Annotated in this window: 19 protein-coding genes; 11 read left to right on the top strand and 8 right to left on the bottom strand. The window is 58.5% G+C overall.

Translation table 11 applies throughout. The features are described 5' to 3' along the window. The first annotated feature begins 15 nt into the window (after positions 1 to 15). Positions 16 to 1,329: a glycoside hydrolase family 130 protein gene (locus BLO49_RS13400; RefSeq protein ID WP_090649580.1), complete on the top strand. Its 1,314-nt coding sequence runs from the start codon at positions 16 to 18 to the stop codon at positions 1,327 to 1,329. 60 nt (positions 1,330 to 1,389) lie between these two features. On the opposite strand, the gene BLO49_RS13395 is transcribed toward BLO49_RS13400, so the two are convergent. Then, positions 1,390 to 1,578, bottom strand: coding sequence for a hypothetical protein (locus BLO49_RS13395; protein ID WP_090649577.1), 189 nt, complete (start codon positions 1,576 to 1,578; stop codon positions 1,390 to 1,392). A gap of 373 nt (positions 1,579 to 1,951) precedes the next feature. Between BLO49_RS13395 and BLO49_RS13390 the strand changes: the two genes are divergently transcribed. The 9 genes from BLO49_RS13390 (at position 1,952) to BLO49_RS13355 (ending at position 9,178) form a co-directional block, all read left to right on the top strand. Continuing rightward, complete coding sequence (locus BLO49_RS13390) at positions 1,952 to 2,278, top strand: ElaB/YgaM/YqjD family protein (protein ID WP_090649575.1); 327 nt, start codon at positions 1,952 to 1,954, stop codon at positions 2,276 to 2,278. A 47-nt stretch (positions 2,279 to 2,325) separates the two neighbouring features. After that, the gene (locus BLO49_RS13385; protein ID WP_090649573.1) at positions 2,326 to 2,775 is read left to right on the top strand and encodes a hypothetical protein; all 450 of its coding nucleotides are present in this window, start codon (positions 2,326 to 2,328) and stop codon (positions 2,773 to 2,775) included. A 113-nt stretch (positions 2,776 to 2,888) separates the two neighbouring features. Beyond that, on the top strand, positions 2,889 to 4,814 hold the full coding sequence (locus BLO49_RS13380) for a sensor histidine kinase (RefSeq protein WP_245679032.1): 1,926 nt from the start codon (positions 2,889 to 2,891) through the stop codon (positions 4,812 to 4,814). Beyond that, positions 4,811 to 5,257, top strand: a complete 447-nt coding sequence (locus tag BLO49_RS13375) for a response regulator (RefSeq protein WP_090649570.1) — start codon at positions 4,811 to 4,813, stop codon at positions 5,255 to 5,257. The genes BLO49_RS13380 and BLO49_RS13375 overlap by 4 nt, the downstream gene beginning before the upstream one ends. 13 nt (positions 5,258 to 5,270) lie before the next feature. Beyond that, positions 5,271 to 6,905 (top strand): hybrid sensor histidine kinase/response regulator, encoded by a 1,635-nt coding sequence (locus BLO49_RS13370; protein ID WP_245679031.1) that lies wholly within the window; start codon positions 5,271 to 5,273, stop codon positions 6,903 to 6,905. Positions 6,906 to 7,009: 104 nt separating this feature from the next. Continuing rightward, entirely contained in the window at positions 7,010 to 7,642 is a 633-nt protein-coding gene (locus BLO49_RS13365) for a hypothetical protein (RefSeq protein ID WP_090649565.1), read from the top strand. 23 nt (positions 7,643 to 7,665) lie between these two features. Then, positions 7,666 to 7,833: a hypothetical protein gene (locus BLO49_RS18430; protein WP_170828339.1), complete on the top strand. Its 168-nt coding sequence runs from the start codon at positions 7,666 to 7,668 to the stop codon at positions 7,831 to 7,833. Between the two features lie 3 nt (positions 7,834 to 7,836). Beyond that, positions 7,837 to 8,199, top strand: coding sequence for a hypothetical protein (locus tag BLO49_RS13360; protein WP_090649562.1), 363 nt, complete (start codon positions 7,837 to 7,839; stop codon positions 8,197 to 8,199). Positions 8,200 to 8,440: 241 nt separating this feature from the next. After that, the gene (locus BLO49_RS13355) at positions 8,441 to 9,178 is read left to right on the top strand and encodes a sensor histidine kinase (RefSeq protein WP_090649560.1); all 738 of its coding nucleotides are present in this window, start codon (positions 8,441 to 8,443) and stop codon (positions 9,176 to 9,178) included. A gap of 81 nt (positions 9,179 to 9,259) precedes the next feature. Here BLO49_RS13355 and BLO49_RS13350 read toward each other — a convergent pair whose 3' ends face one another. The 3 genes from BLO49_RS13350 to BLO49_RS13340 all read right to left on the bottom strand — a co-directional run bounded on the left by BLO49_RS13350 (position 9,260) and on the right by BLO49_RS13340 (position 10,752). After that, the gene (locus BLO49_RS13350) at positions 9,260 to 9,442 is read right to left on the bottom strand and encodes a DUF1328 domain-containing protein (protein WP_090649558.1); all 183 of its coding nucleotides are present in this window, start codon (positions 9,440 to 9,442) and stop codon (positions 9,260 to 9,262) included. Positions 9,443 to 9,640: 198 nt separating this feature from the next. Then, positions 9,641 to 10,336, bottom strand: coding sequence for a response regulator (locus BLO49_RS13345; protein ID WP_090649556.1), 696 nt, complete (start codon positions 10,334 to 10,336; stop codon positions 9,641 to 9,643). 119 nt (positions 10,337 to 10,455) lie between these two features. Next, complete coding sequence (locus tag BLO49_RS13340; protein ID WP_090649554.1) at positions 10,456 to 10,752, bottom strand: 4a-hydroxytetrahydrobiopterin dehydratase; 297 nt, start codon at positions 10,750 to 10,752, stop codon at positions 10,456 to 10,458. Between the two features lie 92 nt (positions 10,753 to 10,844). On the opposite strand from BLO49_RS13340, the gene BLO49_RS13335 reads away from it, so the two are divergent. Next, positions 10,845 to 12,767, top strand: a complete 1,923-nt coding sequence (locus BLO49_RS13335) for a glycoside hydrolase family 2 protein (RefSeq protein ID WP_245679030.1) — start codon at positions 10,845 to 10,847, stop codon at positions 12,765 to 12,767. A gap of 159 nt (positions 12,768 to 12,926) precedes the next feature. Here BLO49_RS13335 and BLO49_RS13330 read toward each other — a convergent pair whose 3' ends face one another. From BLO49_RS13330 to BLO49_RS13315, 4 genes are all read right to left on the bottom strand, one after another. After that, entirely contained in the window at positions 12,927 to 13,742 is an 816-nt protein-coding gene (locus tag BLO49_RS13330) for a sugar phosphate isomerase/epimerase family protein (protein WP_090649548.1), read from the bottom strand. Between the two features lie 53 nt (positions 13,743 to 13,795). Beyond that, the gene (gene phhA / locus BLO49_RS13325) at positions 13,796 to 14,659 is read right to left on the bottom strand and encodes a phenylalanine 4-monooxygenase (protein ID WP_090649545.1); all 864 of its coding nucleotides are present in this window, start codon (positions 14,657 to 14,659) and stop codon (positions 13,796 to 13,798) included. A gap of 236 nt (positions 14,660 to 14,895) precedes the next feature. Then, positions 14,896 to 15,204 (bottom strand): winged helix-turn-helix domain-containing protein, encoded by a 309-nt coding sequence (locus BLO49_RS13320; protein ID WP_090649542.1) that lies wholly within the window; start codon positions 15,202 to 15,204, stop codon positions 14,896 to 14,898. A 4-nt stretch (positions 15,205 to 15,208) separates the two neighbouring features. Next, a complete protein-coding gene (locus BLO49_RS13315) occupies positions 15,209 to 15,808 on the bottom strand; it encodes a hypothetical protein (protein ID WP_090649539.1) in 600 nt (199 codons plus the stop codon). Positions 15,809 to 15,819: the final 11 nt, after the last annotated feature.

Raw genomic sequence — 15,819 nt, 5'->3', positions numbered from 1 at the left:
CTGAGGGGTTACAAAATGACCGACATGCTGATCAGCCCGACAATGCTGCGCTCCAATCCGGACCGCGTCGTCATCCTGCCGTTTTCGATTTCCGTCAATCCGCGAGACAGCGCCATGGGGGCGATGTCTCGCGTCACCCGCATCTGCAATGCGATCTCGGCCATGTCGCCCGATACAGTCAGGGAGGAGCTTGAAATCGTCAACCGCGACTTTACCGGCCGGCACTGGCAGACGCGCGGTATCTTCCTGGATCGCTTCAAGGCCATGCAGGCCATGCAGGGCGGCATGGAGCACCTGGACGAGGACCATATGGCCCTGATCGGTGCCTATTTCTGCCATGAATACAGCTATCAGGCGGCCGCGGTCATGAACCCCAGCGTGGTGGTGCATCCCGACCAGAGCAATGCCAATGGCGGCACCAATTTCATCATGTCGACGCGCACGGTCGGCGAAGGCCATATCTCGACCATCTCCTTCCGCGAAGGCACCTTTTACAAGGACGGCACGATGGAACTGAAGCCGGAAGCCGATTTTGCCGTCGCCGCCAAGCCTCTTGGCAATGCGCCGCTTGACGGCGCCATCACCGTTCATGGCCATCAGGCGTGCCCGATTTCCGAAACCGTGCTGTTTCCGGTAACGCGCTCGCAGACCAACGGCCTGGAAGACCTGCGCATGGTCAAGTTCATCGATGAAAACGGCGCCTCGGCCATCATGGGCACCTATACGGCCTATAACGGCCGTGAAATTGCCTGCGAATGCTTTGAAACCTCAGATTTCCGCTCGTTCCGCCTGACGCCGTTTCGCGGCGCCGCCTCGCAGCACAAAGGACTGGGCTTCTTTCCGCGCAAGATCAACGGCCGCTGGGCGGCGGTCGGACGGCTCGATCACGAGAGCATCTTCTATCTTGAGAGCGACGATAAATACACCTGGAACAATGGCGACAAGATCCTGGGGCCGGAGGCGCCGTGGGAACTGATCCAGATGGGGAATTGCGGTTCGCCGATCGAACTGGATGAGGGCTGGCTGGTGCTGACCCACGGCGTCGGGCCTGTCAGGCGCTATTCGCTTGGCGCCGCCCTGCTGGACAAGAATGACCCGCGCATCGTCCTGGCGCGCTCAAAGGAGGCTTTATTGTCGCCTTCCGAAGACAATCGTGAAGGCTATGTGCCTAACGTCATCTATACCTGCGGCGCCCTGCGCTGCGGCGAATGGATATTCATGCCCTATGGTGTGGCCGACTCATCGATCCACTTCGCCTCGATCAAGATAAAGGATCTGCTGGCGCACCTGGGCTATGATGCCGCCGCACAGAGGGATGCCGCCGAATAAACATAGAAAAGACCTCTTCCGGCATCCGGGAGAGGTCTTTTCAGATCATACCTTCCGGGCTCAGGAGCCCATATGGTGCTTTTCCTTCTGCGTACCGGGGACCGTCGTCTTCGGCGTTTTGCCGTTTTCAACACGGCCTTCATTGCGCAACTGGCGGCCCTTGTCGGCCATTTTGGCATCACCCAGGGCTTCACCCAGTTCTTCTTCGGCGGCCCCCGTGGTTTCCTTGATACTGGCCTTAACTGTCATGTGGCTTCTCCTTTAAATCAATTTTAAAATCAATGCCGCGGACATCTCCGCAGTCATCATGACCATAGGGTTTCGCCCGTAAAATTGATGCACCGGAGCGCCTGATTACCGGTAAGAATGACGTAAGTCGCTTTACGGCACTAAGCCCGTTTATGGTTTCTTTATTTATGGCTGTCCGCCTGCACATGGCTTCCTTAAAGCCCGGCCTTTAGTCTTCAATCATCACGTTCACATCCGCTTCTCTCAAGCCCTTCTCCGCCCCCCCAGCCCCTGGGTTTCAGACAAGCCTGATGTGAACGTGACCCCCATTCTTCCTCCCCGAAATATCTGTAACGCCGGACTTTCCGGTTACACTCAGTCAGGAGATTACCCCATGCTGTCTTCCGCCACCAAGGCCGCCGCCAATGTCACCAAGAGCCTGGCCGAACATGACATCCGCAGCAGCGCCCGCGAAGCCTCGAATAATGCCCGCGAAGCTGCCCGTGATCTGAATGACCGCGGCCACGACATCCTGAATGATGTCAGCGGCTATGCCAACGAAGCGGGCCAGAAGGTTCGCGGCCTGTTCGACCGCACGCTCGATGGCAGCAAGAATGCGACGCACCGCATCGAAACCGAGATCAAGACCAATCCGGTCCGCTCGTCCGCCATCGCGCTTGGTGCCGGCTTCATCCTGGGCGCCCTACTGACCCGCCGTTAAGATTTCATCCGGATACAGATTGTCAGCTTCAGGAGGTATTCCCGCTCATGTTCTGGGTCACGCGAATCTTTGACCTTCTGTCGGCGACGAAGAAGCTCAACGACTCGAAAACCCATGTCATGAGTGCTGTTTCCAACCTGATGCTGGCAACACTCATGGGTCTGTTCGGCATCATTCTATCCGCCCTCATGATCGCCGGCCTGCTGTATGTGATTTACCTGCAGCTCGTGGCGGCCGGCATTGGCGTTGTGGCGGCCACGCTCTCCACGACGGCCCTGACACTTGTCATTCTGGGGGCATCCGGGTGGGCAGCCGCCGCGCTTTTCGGCCGGGTGCGCAGTGATGTCGAACAGATTTTTCAAAGCCAGGCACCGATCGTCGCGCCCGTCATAAACAAGGTCGGCGATGTGGCCGGCGCCTTTTGGTCCGGCCTGCGCAGATCGCGTGACAAATCGAATGCCAGGGCACAGAAGCCCCCAAAATCCAGTTCACTGTGACGATTTTTGGCTATTTTCTCGCATATCGTCCTTACGCCTTCTTTATATTATCCCCATCCTCGCTTATTGCCCTATTACCGCTCGTGCATTAGCGTGATCACGAGAGAGAGTTTGTGCGTGTAAAAACCGCGGGTTTTACCAATCCCGACAAGGGGTTGATTACTGCGCCGCAGGGGGTTTGGCCGATCCTGATGAAAATGCCGTGGGGACTCAATGTCAAACACCTGTATCTGGCATTTTTCAGCGTCATTTCGATAGCGCTGTGCGCCTTCAGCCTCGTCATCTACGACCAGTACCAGAAGTCGCAAAACCTGAATGATTACATGCGTTATGAGTACGAAAACATCCGGCGCACCAAGAACATATTGATGGATATTGTCGATATGGAAACCGGGGTGCGCGGATATGTGCTGACCGGCGACAAGACCTACCTGAAACCCTATGAAATTGCCTCGGACCGCCTGCCTGGCGAGATCATGGCCCTGCGCCAGGCCACCTATTACGAATCCAACGCCTTCGCTGAAACCAACAGCCTGCTGGATCGCGTGGACAGCCTGCAGAAGCTGCTGGAATCGCAGATGAACTACATGCACGCGCATGGCCGCGGGCAGGTCAGCCAGAACGCCCTCAGCATACAGCGTGCCCAGATGGACGAGGTGGAGACCATCATCGAAGCCAGCATCGCCCACCGTCTGGCCAGCGTGAAGACCCGCCGCGACCTGGTCGAGCCGCGCAAGACCAACTTCTTCTATATTCTTGTCATCGGCACGATCCTCGGTGTCGGTATCGTTCTGTGCGGCACCATCCTGATCATCCGCCTAGAAAGTGAAAACGAAGATATCCGGGCGCTCAACGAAGGTGCCGAAGCGCGTTTCCGCTCCGTGATGAACGGCACAAACGATGGCGTCTTCGAGCTGAACTTCATCAATGAAACCATATATATGTCCAAAGAATTCAAGGCCATGCTCGGCTACGGCGAAGACGAGCTGGATACGGACATGCACACCTTCAGCGCCCTGGTCCATCCGGACGACTTCGACGCCTACATGCAGGTGCGCCACGACTACATCATCAAGCAGACCCCGACCTACAACAACATCTTCCGCCTGAAACACAAGGACGGCACCTGGCGCTGGATGATGGCGCGCGGCGTCGGCGCCTGGGACAAGTTCGGCCAGATCCGCACCATGATCGGCACCCATACCGACATCACCGAGCAGAAAAACCGCGAGGAAGAACTGCGCCAGCTCAATAACGACATGGAAGCCTTCACCTACATCACATCGCACGACATGCGTTCGCCCCTGGTCAATCTCAAGGGCTTCTCGCATGAACTGGCCCTGGCCGTGCAGGAGGTGGACGACCTGCTCGAACCGCAGCAGAAAAAGCTGGGCGCGGAAGCCTGGGCGCGACTGGAGCATATCCTGCGCAAGGACATCCCGGAAGCCCTGGGTTTCATCGGCAATGCCGTCGATCGCATGGATACCCTGACCACCGCCATTCTCGACTTGTCGCGCATCGGCAAGTTCGTCTACCGGGATGAACTGGTCGATGCCCAGGCCGTCTTCGACAAATGCCTGGGCGCCCAGAGCTACGAGATCAGCAGCAAGGCGGTCGAGGTCAATGTCAAACCCCTGCCGAAACTGATCACCGATCCGATCGCGCTCGAACAGGTCTTTTCCAACCTGCTCGATAACGCCGTCAAATATCTTAAGCCCGGCGAGCCGGGGCGCATCGAGATGTCGTGCCAGGAGACGAGCCGCGACTATATCTTCACGCTCCGCGATAATGGCCGGGGCATCGATGCCGAGGATTCCGACCGTGTTTTCAATATCTTCCGCCGCGCCCGCAATACCGGCGATGTGCGCGGCTTAGGTTTAGGCATGGCTTTCGTGAAGGCCACCCTGCGCAAGATGAACGGCGCCATCTGGTTTGACTCCCAATTAGGTGTCGGCACAGCCTTCCATGTCAGCCTGCCGAAGCGGATGCCAGTGACCGCCTCCAATGACCAGACGATAAAGGGTGAGGACGCGGCATGATCAGTACCTTTACCCAGCCCTTTTCAGTGGTCCTGATCGAGGACGACGAAGGCCACGCCAACCTGATCAACCGCAATCTCCAGCGCGCCGGCGTGCTCAACCCGATCACCCGCCTGCGGGACGGTCACGAGGCCCTGACCTATTTCTTCGGCAGCGACGCCCATACCCAGCCGCTCGACCGGACGGTTGTCGTCCTTGATCTCAACCTGCCGGATGTCGACGGATTTGAAATCCTTGGCCGCCTCAAGACCGACGAAACCACCCGGCGCATTCCGGTCATTGTACTGACCACCACCGACAATCCGCGCGACATCGATCGCTGCTATGCGCTCGGCTGCAACGCCTTCATGACCAAGCCGGTGGGTTATAACGATTTTTCCGAGGCCATACAGAAGCTTGGCCTTATGCTGACCATAGTTCGCGTCCCACATACCCGTCCCTGAGTGTGCCTGAACCATGCCTGAAACGCCCGTTTCCAAGACAACGCACCCCGCGATGCAGAATATCCTCTATGTCGAGGACGATGCGGCGCTGGCGCGCCTGCTGCAAAAGCGCATGGAACGGATCGGGCTGAAGGTAGAGACCGTCGTCACCGCCGAGGAAGCGCTGGCGCTGCTGAATCAGCGTGATTTCGATCTGCTGCTGGTCGATTACAACCTGCCGGGCATGAGCGGCCTGCAGATGCTCGACCGCCTGACCCAACTGGCCGTCGTGCCGCCCGCCGTTATCCTGACCGCCGGCGGCGACGAGCGCATTGCCCTGGAAGCGCTGGAAAAGGGCGCGGCCGACTATGCGGTGAAGGACGTCAACCAGACCTATCTCGACCTGCTGCCGGCCATCATGGTGGCCGCCTTCACCAAGGAACGGTTGTTGCGCGAAAATGCGCAGCAAAGCGTCGAGCTTAAACTGGCCAAGGAACGCGCGGAAGCCGCCAACCAGGCCAAGAGCCGTTTCCTGGCCACCATGAGCCACGAAATCCGCACGCCTATGAACGTGGTGACGGGTCTGGCTACGGTTCTGTCACATACGGCACTGGACGATCACCAGCAGAAGATCGTCGAGACCCTACGCACCAATGCCGATTTGCTGCTCAAGCTGATCAACGACCTGCTCGATATCAGCCGCATCGAGGACGACCATATCGAACTGGAAAGCATTCCTTTTCAGGTCTCGGCCATCCTTCACGATATCCGCGTCATGTTCGAGCCGGATATAGAGCGCAAGGGCCTCTCCTTGCGCGTCGAGGATGAATCGGCGGGTCAATGGATGCTCGGCGACCGTTCGCGGCTCCAGCAGGTCTTGATGAACCTGGTCAGCAATGCGCTGAAGTTCACCGACAGCGGCGAAATTGCCATCGAGGCGCATGTCCGGCCGTCTGACGGCGAAACCTGCGGGCTGATGATCCGCGTCCATGACAGCGGCATCGGCATCCCGGCCGACAAGTTGCCACTGATATTCGAGAAATTCACCCAGGCCGATGAAAGCATTACGCGACGCTTCGGCGGATCGGGCCTTGGCCTTTCTATCGCCCGCTCGCTGGTGCAACTGATGGGCGGCGATGTCGTGGTCGAGAGCGATCCGGGCACCGGCTCAAGCTTTACCGTTACCCTCGACCTGCCGTGCGCGCCTGACCCGGAGACGGCCGCACCGGAAAACGCCGCCGAGCCCGCCACAGCTTACCAGGCACCGGTCACGGCGGCAGGCGCAAAGCCGACCGTGTTGATCGTTGAGGACTACGAACCCAATATCATGGTCCTCAACCTGATGCTTGATGAACTGGGTTATGAAACGGTCGCCGCCACATCCGGGCGCGAGGCGCTGGACCTGATCGAGACCTCCCCGCCCTTCCACGCCATCCTGATGGACGTGCAGATGCACGGCATGGACGGCCTCGATACCACCCGCCATATCCGCGAAGGCGAAAAGGCCGGAGACCCGCGCCATACCATTATCGGTGTCACGGCCCATGCCCTGGCCGGTGACCGCGAACGCTGCCTGGCGGCCGGCATGGACGACTATATCTCCAAGCCCGTCCTGCCCGGCATATTGGCGCAGAAGCTCGGCGCCATTCCCGCGCGCCAGCCGGCCTGAGCCCTTTACCGCTCCCTTATCCGCAATGCGAAGCTTAGGCACTGAGCCCTTGCAGGCTTTAGGGTTAGGCTGACCTCCAACCTTATTGCCAGGAGGAGGTGGCCATGCCCGACACACACGTCCGCGACAATTCTGTCCGCACCAGCCCAACCAGCCAGGGTGTGACCGCAAGCGAGGTCAAACGCGCGCCGGCCGGCAGCGCGGCCCTGAATCCGCAGGCCCTTTCCGCGCTCTATGACCACGATCATATCGAATCCGTTCAGAAGATGTCGCATGACCTCAAGCGGCTTCTGTCCGGCTGCGATGCCGCCCGGCTCAAGACCGATGTCAAGCTCCAGGTGGCTAGGTTGAATGACTGGACCACCACCTATCTCAAGGGCCTCGACGCCGCGCAGAAGATCAGTGAAGTCGGCTATGACACCCTGATCGAGGCGCAAAAGGAACTGGCCCTGTCGCTGGATGATTTCCTGCGCTTCGAAGGTGAAGGCGGCAATCTTGCCCCCTCGACCGACCAGGAACGCCGCGTCGAGGAAATGTCGAAGGCGCTACGCCGTATCAGTAGTCTTATTCCAGCGGTCGAGGAAACCTTCGCTTCTGCCGGTGACCCTGAAGTCGAACCCGCTACCCCGGACACAACGCCGCCGCCGGACAATGCACCGGAATACGATCCGCCGGCGCCGGACGGCAATCCGGAACTGCCGTCGGAAATCCCGCCGGTCATGGACCCTAAGATGTAATTTTCCCGATGAAGGAGACAGTCATGAACGCACAGATCATTCCCTTCCCCGCACCGAAACCCACGCCGGTCCGTCAGGTCAGCATCGATGGCGAATATTTCGAGGACGATATTCCCGAGCTGTTCGACATTGATGAGGATTTCGGCGAACTGGCCATCTATGCTCATATCGCTGATACCTGGAATGATTGATCGATGACGGAATATACCCGCGGTTCCGGTTTCGGCCGGTTTGTCCTGATCATCATTCTTCTGCTGATCGTCGCGGTCGCCGGCGTCTGGTATTATAACAAGACGCATGTCGTGACCGCCGGCGATCAGGTCGGCAAGGCGGTCGATGCGCTGCCCGCAGTGGTCAGCAAGGCGGCCGATGAAGCCACCGACAAGGACAATATAGACAAGGTCGGCGATGCGCTGAAGGATACCGGCCAGGCCGCTTCCTCGGCACTGTCAAAGACCGGCAAGGTCACATCCAGCGCGGTGTCGGAAACCTCGACCGACCTGAAGGCCAAAGCCGACAAACAAAAAGCACAAAACGCACAGGACCAAAAAGGATAAGGCATGAAAGGCATATTGCTGTGGCTCGTAGGGGTGCCCATCCCCGTCATTCTTCTGCTCTATCTGTTTGGCGTGATGCGCTGATCTCCGTCATTGCCGAAGCCTCAGTTTTTCCCCTGGCTGACAGGCTTCGGTTCCTGAGGGAGCAAGGTGTAAGGCCTTGCTCCCTTTCTTTGCGCCCTTCCTTTAATACTGCTCAAGTCTGTTTGCGCAACCTGTACATTGTTGGTAAGAAATGGCTATGAAGCCCGAAGATATAAGCTCCCCGACACATGACGAGATTCGTGAATACCTGCATCGCCAAATGCTTTCGTCGGTATCACATGACCTGAAAACCCCGCTGGCCACCATTATCGGCTCGCTGGAGGTCATGACCATGCTTTATGACAAGCTGAGCGAAGAGAAGCGCAGATCGCTGATCAGCTCGGCCCTGACCGAAGCCTTCCGCCTCGATCACTTCATCACAAATATTCTCGATATGGCCAAGTTCGAGGCCGACGCCGTCAGGCCGCGCTTTGAGAGCGCCCGCTTAAGCCAGATGATCAATGACAGCCTGGCGCGCTTAGGCCCGCTCAAGACAAAGGGCGAAATCAAGATTACCGCCATCGGGTCCGCCGATGACCTGGTGACCGATCCGATGCTCGGCAGCCGCGCCATCGGCCTGGTGCTCCACAATGCTTTCAAGTTCGGCGGCCGCAAGACCGCCAATCCGGTGATCGAGGTCGAATACGGCCTGGAAAACGGCGAAGGTTTTGTTCGTATCCGCGACCATGGCGAAGGCATCCCCCTTGAAAAACAGGCGGCGGTCTTTGACAAATATACCCGCCTGCAAAAGACCGACCAGCAGAATGCCTCAACCGGCCTTGGCCTGACCATCAGTCAGTACATCATGCGCCTGCTCGACGGCCGCATCGAACTGCATAACCACCCCGAAGGCGGCGCCATCTTCACCCTTTGGTACGCCAACAAGAAGGCGTAGGAAGATCACGGACAGCCACGAAAAAACCGGCCCCATTACAGGGCCGGTTTTTTCAGGATCAGCACTTCCCAACCGGGTAAGCTATAGCGGTGGATTGGCACTGCGGCCGGTAATCATGCGGTAGACCAGGCTGGCCACAAACAGAACCACAAAGATTACGGCAATGAACTTGGCAATTTCGGCAAAGGTGCCGGCCAGGCCCGTGAAACCAAAGAAGGCCGCGATGACGGCCAGAATAAAGAAAGTGACAATCCAGTTAAGCATAGCGTTCTCCTATACAACCCCGCCCTGAATGGCGCAGATAATTAAGTTTACGGTATGCGACCGGCCATAAATATACAAAGACAACCCACGATTAGAAGATAAGGATGGAATAAATGCGCCATTGTTTCGGAAAGCGGACATAAAAAATCCGGCAGGGACATACCCTGCCGGATTTCTATGCGGGCTGTACGCGAGGACTTAGCTGACCATATCCATGCGGTAACCGATACCGGATTCCGACACGATCGACTTGCCCAGGCCCGGACGGGTCTCCAGCTTGTCGCGCACCTGGCCGATATAGACGCGCAGATACTGCGTATCCTCCAGGTGAGCCGGCCCCCAGACTTCCTTCAGGATCTGCTTGTGCGTCAGCATCCGGCCGCGATTGACCAGGAAGAAGCGCAGCAGGTCATATTCCTTGGGGGTGAAGCCGATACGCTCGTCATCGATGAAGACCTCATGGCGCACCAGGTCCATGCGGATCGGACCATGCACGATTTCCGGATCGCCGACTTCCTTCACCGCCGACTTGCGCAGATTGGCATTGATGCGGGCCAGCAGGACTTCGGCCGAGAACGGCTTGGTGACATAGTCATCGGCGCCGGTATTGAGCGCCGGTGCCGCGTCGGCATCTTCCGAGCGGGCGGTCAACACGACGATCGGCACATTCGACCATTCGCGGATCTTGGTGATGACTTCCTTGCCGTCGATATCGGGCAAACCTAAGTCAAGCAGGATAAGATCGGGACGAACCGAAGCGCTCATGCGCAGGGCCTGCTTGCCTGAATCGCATTCGCACACCTTGAAATCCGCCGCATCGAGAAAGATGCTGAGCATCTTGCGGATTTCTTCTTCGTCATCAACGATCAGAATGGTGTTTTTCTTTTCGAGCATGGGTATTCCGTGATCCTCTAAATATAGACGCCGCCGGACCCCTGAAGACAGGGGATCACTAACTAATGGGTAGAACCAGAACTACGGGCAGAAAAATAAAAATTAAATGCGTGAGTAGCTTATACGCCTGACGCTGCCTGGTCGATCAGCCGGGCCAGCTTAATATCGCTTTTGGTCAGCCCACCGGAATCGTGCGTGGTCAGGCGGATCGAGACGGTATTATAGACATTGGACCATTCCGGATGGTGATCCATGCGGTCGGCCTCTGCAGCGACCCGCGTCATGAAGGCGAATGCCTGTTTGAAGTCGGCGAATTTAAGATGACGCGAAATCGCCTTTCCGCCGTCTTCCAGCGTCCAGTCGGGCAAATCCTGCGGCAGGGCGGATAGGTCATCAGTCGAAAGTAGAGGGCGCATAACGACATCTTGCGCGTCGGCGCGGCATTTGACAAGCGTCGCGGCAAGTCAATTCTGCGGCACCTTGCCACCGGTGTCTTAAGCGGATAGCCTTGGTCAAAACAACAGGTGAGGAAATCGTCATGCGCCGCAACCGGCCCGTTTTTGCATCCATTATCGCAACCTTGATGCTTGCGGCAACACCGCTTTATGCCGCACCGGCCAGCCCCGCCGACAATGCCGCCTATGCCGCTCTGGTGCCAGCCTATGTGCTTGTGAATGCCGATCGGCGTGAGGGCGTCTCGCTGTCCGGCCCCTGGCATTACAGTGTCGATCCCTACCGCGATGGCCAGGCCGATTTTCTCGGCCGACCTTTCAAGGTCAGCCAGACCCGCGGGGCCGATATCAATGTCGAGCAGGCATCGCGTGACAATCCCAACGCGCTTTACGAATACGACCTGGGCCGCGCGCCGCTGGCCGATATCCCCGGTTCGTGGATCGGCTACGATCCGCAGCTACGTTATTATAACGGCCTGATGTGGTATCAGAAGCGCTTCGATGCGCCCGCAGCGGATGGCAAGCGTATCTTCCTGCGCTTCGGCGCGGCGGATTACCGCGCGACGGTCTATCTCAACGGTCAGGTCATCGGCGAGCACGAAGGCGGCTTTACCCCTTTCGCCTTCGACGTGACGGATAAACTGCGCGCTAAGGATAACAATCTCGTTGTCGCGGTCGATTCGACGCGCACGCCCGACACCATTCCGCCGACGGTCACCGACTGGGAAACCTATGGCGGCATCACCCGCGATGTCACGCTCGTCACCACGCCACAGACCTATATCGACGACGATTTCATCCGCCTGACTAAGGATGGCCGCATCGCCGCCGATGTGGCGCTTGAGGGCGCTGATAAGGCCGATCAGGCCGTGGAGGTCAGTGTACCGGCGCTGAAACTGATGCTGAAGGGCACCACCGGCGCCGATGGCCGCGTCAGCCTGTCGGCCAAGGCGCCGGCCGGGCTGAAACGCTGGTCACCCGACACGCCGACCCTCTACGATGTCAGAGTAACCGCGGGTGCCGATTCCTTAAGCGACCGCATCGGCTTTCGCACCATAGAGGTGAAGGGCAGCCAGATCATCCTCAATGGCAAGCCGCTTTTCCTGCGCGGCATCTCCCTGCATGAGGAGGAGTTCGGTCCCGATCCGTCACGCCGCATCACGCCGGAAGCCTCGCGCGCCCTGCTGACCGAGATTAAAACCGGCCTGCACGGCAATTTTGTCAGGCTGGCGCATTATCCGCATTCCGAAGTCACGACCCGCATGGCCGATGAACTGGGCCTCCTGGTCTGGAGCGAAATCCCGGTCTACTGGAGCGCCAATTTCACCCGACCGGAAACGCTCCAGGCGGCACAGAAAATGATCGCCGAAAACATTCTGCGTGACCGCAACCGCGCCGCCGTCGTCATCTGGAGCGTGGGCAACGAAACCCCGATATCAGACGCGCGCAATCACTTCCTCGGCACCCTGGCGCAGGAAGCGCACGATCTTGATGGTTCGCGTCTGATTTCGGCGGCTTTGAACACTGCCACCTCCAACGGCCCCAATGACATTTCGATCAAGGATCCGCTGGCCGCCTATCTCGATGTCATCGGCATCAATACCTATAACGGCTGGTACGGAAACGGCACGCTGGAAGATGTCCGCAAGACGGTCTGGCATTCGGATTATGACAAGCCGATGATCTTCTCCGAATTCGGCGCCGGGGCCAAATACGGTTACCACGATCCGGCTCAGCAGCACCGTTTCAGCGAGGATTATCAGGCAAGCTATTACAAGGCGACGCTGGAAATGGCCGACCATATTCCCTTCCTGGCCGGGATGTCGCCGTGGATCTTAAAGGACTTCCGTTCACCGCGCCGGCAGAATACCTGGCAGCAGGGCTGGAACCGCAAGGGGCTTCTCTCCGAAACCGGTCAACGCAAGCAGGCGTTTTTCGTGCTGGGTGATTATTACCAGAAGAAAGCGGGGGAGAAGTAACTCCTGCTTCTCCTCCCCTGCGATAGCGGGGGAGGTGGCAGCGCGAGGCTCGCAGAGCCGGTGTCGCTGACGGAGGGGGCAAACGGACAGTGGAATTGCCCCCTCCGCCACGGACAAGCCGTGGCACCTCCCCCGCCATCGCAGGGGAGGATAAAAGGATCAACCCTTCAAATTCTGGATACTCGTGGCGATACTCGCCCACGGATCGGCCGGATTGTCATGCTCGACAAAGCCGTATTTGATGCCGAGGTCATTGGCCTTCGCCAATATGGCGGCGAAATCGATCGTGCCCTCGCCGACCGGCGCCATCGAACCATCCGCCGCCTTATCCTTCAGGTGCAGCAGCCGGATGCGGTCGCCATGTTTTTGCAGGATATGCAGCGGATCATGACCGGCGAAACTGGCCCAATAGCAATCGAGCTCGAAGTTCACCAGGGCCGGATCGGTATTTTCCAGCAGCAGATGATAGGGCATCTCGCCCTCGGCGGTTTTGGTGAATTCGAAATCGTGATTGTGATAGGCGAAGCTTAAGCTTCGCGCTTTCGCCAGCGCCCCCCATGTGTTCATTTTTTCGCCGAGCACCTTCCAGTCCTTGCGGTCTTCCGGCGGCATCCAGGCCAGCACGGCATAGTCGGCGCCCAGCGCGGCAAGGTCATCCAGCGCGGCTTCCGGGCGGGTTTGCCAATCATTAAGGCCGATATGAGCTGACGGCGCGGTCAGGCCGATCTCCGCCAGCTTTGCCTTGAGCGCCGCCGGCGCCATGCCGCCATACGATATGGTTTCAATATAATCATAGCCCAGCGCCTTAACCTTTTGCAGGGTGCCGGCCGGATCGGCGGAAAAGGCATCGCGCACGGTGTAAAGCTGAAGGCCGATCTTCTGATAGGGCTGTTTGAGCGCGGCCGCATTGGCGGACAGGCCGACAAGGCCGAGCGCTGAAAAGCCGGCCAGCAAGTGACGACGATGGATGGACATGTGTTTGCTCCCGTTTTGCAACCACAGACCACGGGCGCGACGCGCTGTCAAATCTAGGCCAGCGCCCGGTGATATTCCCCCGTGCCGCGCGTATAGATATGATCGGTTGGCAGGACTTCGGCCAGGCCGTAATCCCGAACGGATTTCAGACGCTCATAGATCGGGCCGAAATCGGTATTGGCCATGTCGAACAGGGTATCGATCGACGGCATGACGAAATAGGTCTCCTGGAATTCGTCGATACGGTAATCCGTGCGCATGACACGCTCCAGATCGAAGCCGATGCGGTTGGGCGAAGGGCTTTCCAGCGCAAACCGGGTTTCGGTAAAGGAGGATAATATGCCGCCACCGAAGATGCGCACATCGTTGTTTTCTGCGATCAGGCCGAATTCGACCGTATACCAGTATAGCCGCGCGATGCGGTCCAGTTCACCCAGCCGCATGGCCTTGAGACCGCCTTCGCCATAGGCCTGCATGAAGTCGGCCATCACCGGATTGACCATCATCGGCACGTGGCCGAAAATATCGTGGAAAACGTCCGGTTCCTGCAGATAGTCGAGCTGGTGGGATTTGCGGATAAACTGCCCGGCCGGGAAGCGACGATTGGCCATGTGGGTGAAGAAGACATCGTTCGGCACCATGCCCGGCACGGCCACCACGCGCCAGCCGGTGCGCTTTTCCAGAACATCGGAGAGGCGCTCGAAATCGGGAATGGCGTCAGCGGTGATCGGCAGATCGGACAGGCCGTCGAGATAGTGCTGCGAAGCGCGGCGGGGGATCAGCTTCATCTGGCGCTCATAGAGCGTCTTCCAGGTGGCGTGTTCTTCGGCCGTATAGAGGTGCCAGTCCTGATCGATGGTCCAGTCGGCGCGCTCGGGCACATAACCGCCCACGATCCCATGCTTTTCATCCAACATTGGCGCCTCCTCTTTTTTGGAAGTGTAGCGCCAAACTGGTTTCCAATGAAATGATTTTTTCGTGAGGGAAAGAAAGCAAGATACCCCACCACCGCATCTCCCTGCGGTCGTGCGGTCCCCTCCCCGACAAGCGGGGAGGTGTAAGGTATATGCCCATCTTCTTTTTTATACCTCCCCACCTATGGTGGGGAGGGGGACCGCGCCATTCTTCATGGCGTGGTGGTGGGGTATCTTTCTTATGCTTCCGAATCCGCGATCAGCTTTCGCATGGCGTCGAGATAGCCGATATAGGCGGCGCGTCCCGTATCGGTCAGGGTCACGGTAGTCTGGGGTTTCTTGCCGACAAACGCCTTCTCGATCAGCACATAGCCCGCCTCTTCAAGCTTGCGCAACTGCACCGACAGATTGCCGTCCGTTGCCTGGAGCCGGCTTTTCAGCAGGGGAAAATCCGCCGAACCAGCCGTCGACAAAAAAGCCATGACGCCTAGTCGCAGGCGGCCATGGATGACGTCATCAATGGCCTCGATATTGAAATCGTCACCCATAGCCTTACGCCTTTTCAGCGCGCATCAGCACGAGGCCCGGCACCATGGCGAAGAGAAACAGGCAGCCGGCATAGGCCAGCATCTGGACCGGCTGCCCGGCCAGGCAGGAAACCGCAGGCGCCGCGACAAAACTGCCCAGGCTGATCAGTTTCAGCCAGCCCAGGCCCGACATCTGGGCGCTGACCCACCAGCCCATGCCGTAAAACAGCAGGATCACCGGGGCGATCAGATAGGAGAGCGGCTCGAAATTCTGGTAGATATTGGCAATCACCGCCACGCTGATCAGAAAGGCGACGATCCCCAGGCCGACCGCCGACCAGGCTGAGGCCGTGGCGCGATTACTGACCGATCCCTTTATGCGCAGGCGGTCAAAACAGAAGACCGTGGCAATGATGCCGAAGATGATACTGGCGCCGAACCAGATAAAAGCCGAGACCGCGCCGGATTTCGGCAGCCAACCCACGATCATGGCATATTGACCGATAGCGGCGAGGCCATAGAGCAGACCGGCCCAAAAGAGGGTGGCGCCGTTTCTGAGCGGCCCCTTGCCACCGGCCTCGGCCAGGGATTTCATGTAATCGATATCGGATTGCAGGTTGGACATGGGGGTTATTC

The sequence above is a fragment of the Asticcacaulis taihuensis genome (assembly GCF_900100255.1).
GTDB classification, from domain to species: Bacteria; Pseudomonadota; Alphaproteobacteria; order Caulobacterales; family Caulobacteraceae; genus Asticcacaulis; species Asticcacaulis taihuensis.
This window is presented reverse-complemented; position numbering and strand designations above follow the sequence as displayed.

Coding starts and splice junctions, on each gene's coding strand:
- BLO49_RS13330 (WP_090649548.1), bottom strand. CDS start 13,742: ATGTCCATCCATCGTCGTCACTTGCTGGCCGGCTTTTCAGCGCTCGGC.
- BLO49_RS13355 (WP_090649560.1), top strand. CDS start 8,441: ATGAAGCCCGAAGATATAAGCTCCCCGACACATGACGAGATTCGTGAA.
- BLO49_RS13400 (WP_090649580.1), top strand. CDS start 16: ATGACCGACATGCTGATCAGCCCGACAATGCTGCGCTCCAATCCGGAC.
- BLO49_RS13375 (WP_090649570.1), top strand. CDS start 4,811: ATGATCAGTACCTTTACCCAGCCCTTTTCAGTGGTCCTGATCGAGGAC.
- BLO49_RS13315 (WP_090649539.1), bottom strand. CDS start 15,808: ATGTCCAACCTGCAATCCGATATCGATTACATGAAATCCCTGGCCGAG.
- phhA (WP_090649545.1), bottom strand. CDS start 14,659: ATGTTGGATGAAAAGCATGGGATCGTGGGCGGTTATGTGCCCGAGCGC.
- BLO49_RS13320 (WP_090649542.1), bottom strand. CDS start 15,204: ATGGGTGACGATTTCAATATCGAGGCCATTGATGACGTCATCCATGGC.
- BLO49_RS13345 (WP_090649556.1), bottom strand. CDS start 10,336: ATGCTCGAAAAGAAAAACACCATTCTGATCGTTGATGACGAAGAAGAA.
- BLO49_RS13360 (WP_090649562.1), top strand. CDS start 7,837: ATGACGGAATATACCCGCGGTTCCGGTTTCGGCCGGTTTGTCCTGATC.
- BLO49_RS13370 (WP_245679031.1), top strand. CDS start 5,271: ATGCCTGAAACGCCCGTTTCCAAGACAACGCACCCCGCGATGCAGAAT.
- BLO49_RS13350 (WP_090649558.1), bottom strand. CDS start 9,442: ATGCTTAACTGGATTGTCACTTTCTTTATTCTGGCCGTCATCGCGGCC.
- BLO49_RS13385 (WP_090649573.1), top strand. CDS start 2,326: ATGTTCTGGGTCACGCGAATCTTTGACCTTCTGTCGGCGACGAAGAAG.
- BLO49_RS13390 (WP_090649575.1), top strand. CDS start 1,952: ATGCTGTCTTCCGCCACCAAGGCCGCCGCCAATGTCACCAAGAGCCTG.
- BLO49_RS13365 (WP_090649565.1), top strand. CDS start 7,010: ATGCCCGACACACACGTCCGCGACAATTCTGTCCGCACCAGCCCAACC.
- BLO49_RS13340 (WP_090649554.1), bottom strand. CDS start 10,752: ATGCGCCCTCTACTTTCGACTGATGACCTATCCGCCCTGCCGCAGGAT.
- BLO49_RS18430 (WP_170828339.1), top strand. CDS start 7,666: ATGAACGCACAGATCATTCCCTTCCCCGCACCGAAACCCACGCCGGTC.
- BLO49_RS13395 (WP_090649577.1), bottom strand. CDS start 1,578: ATGACAGTTAAGGCCAGTATCAAGGAAACCACGGGGGCCGCCGAAGAA.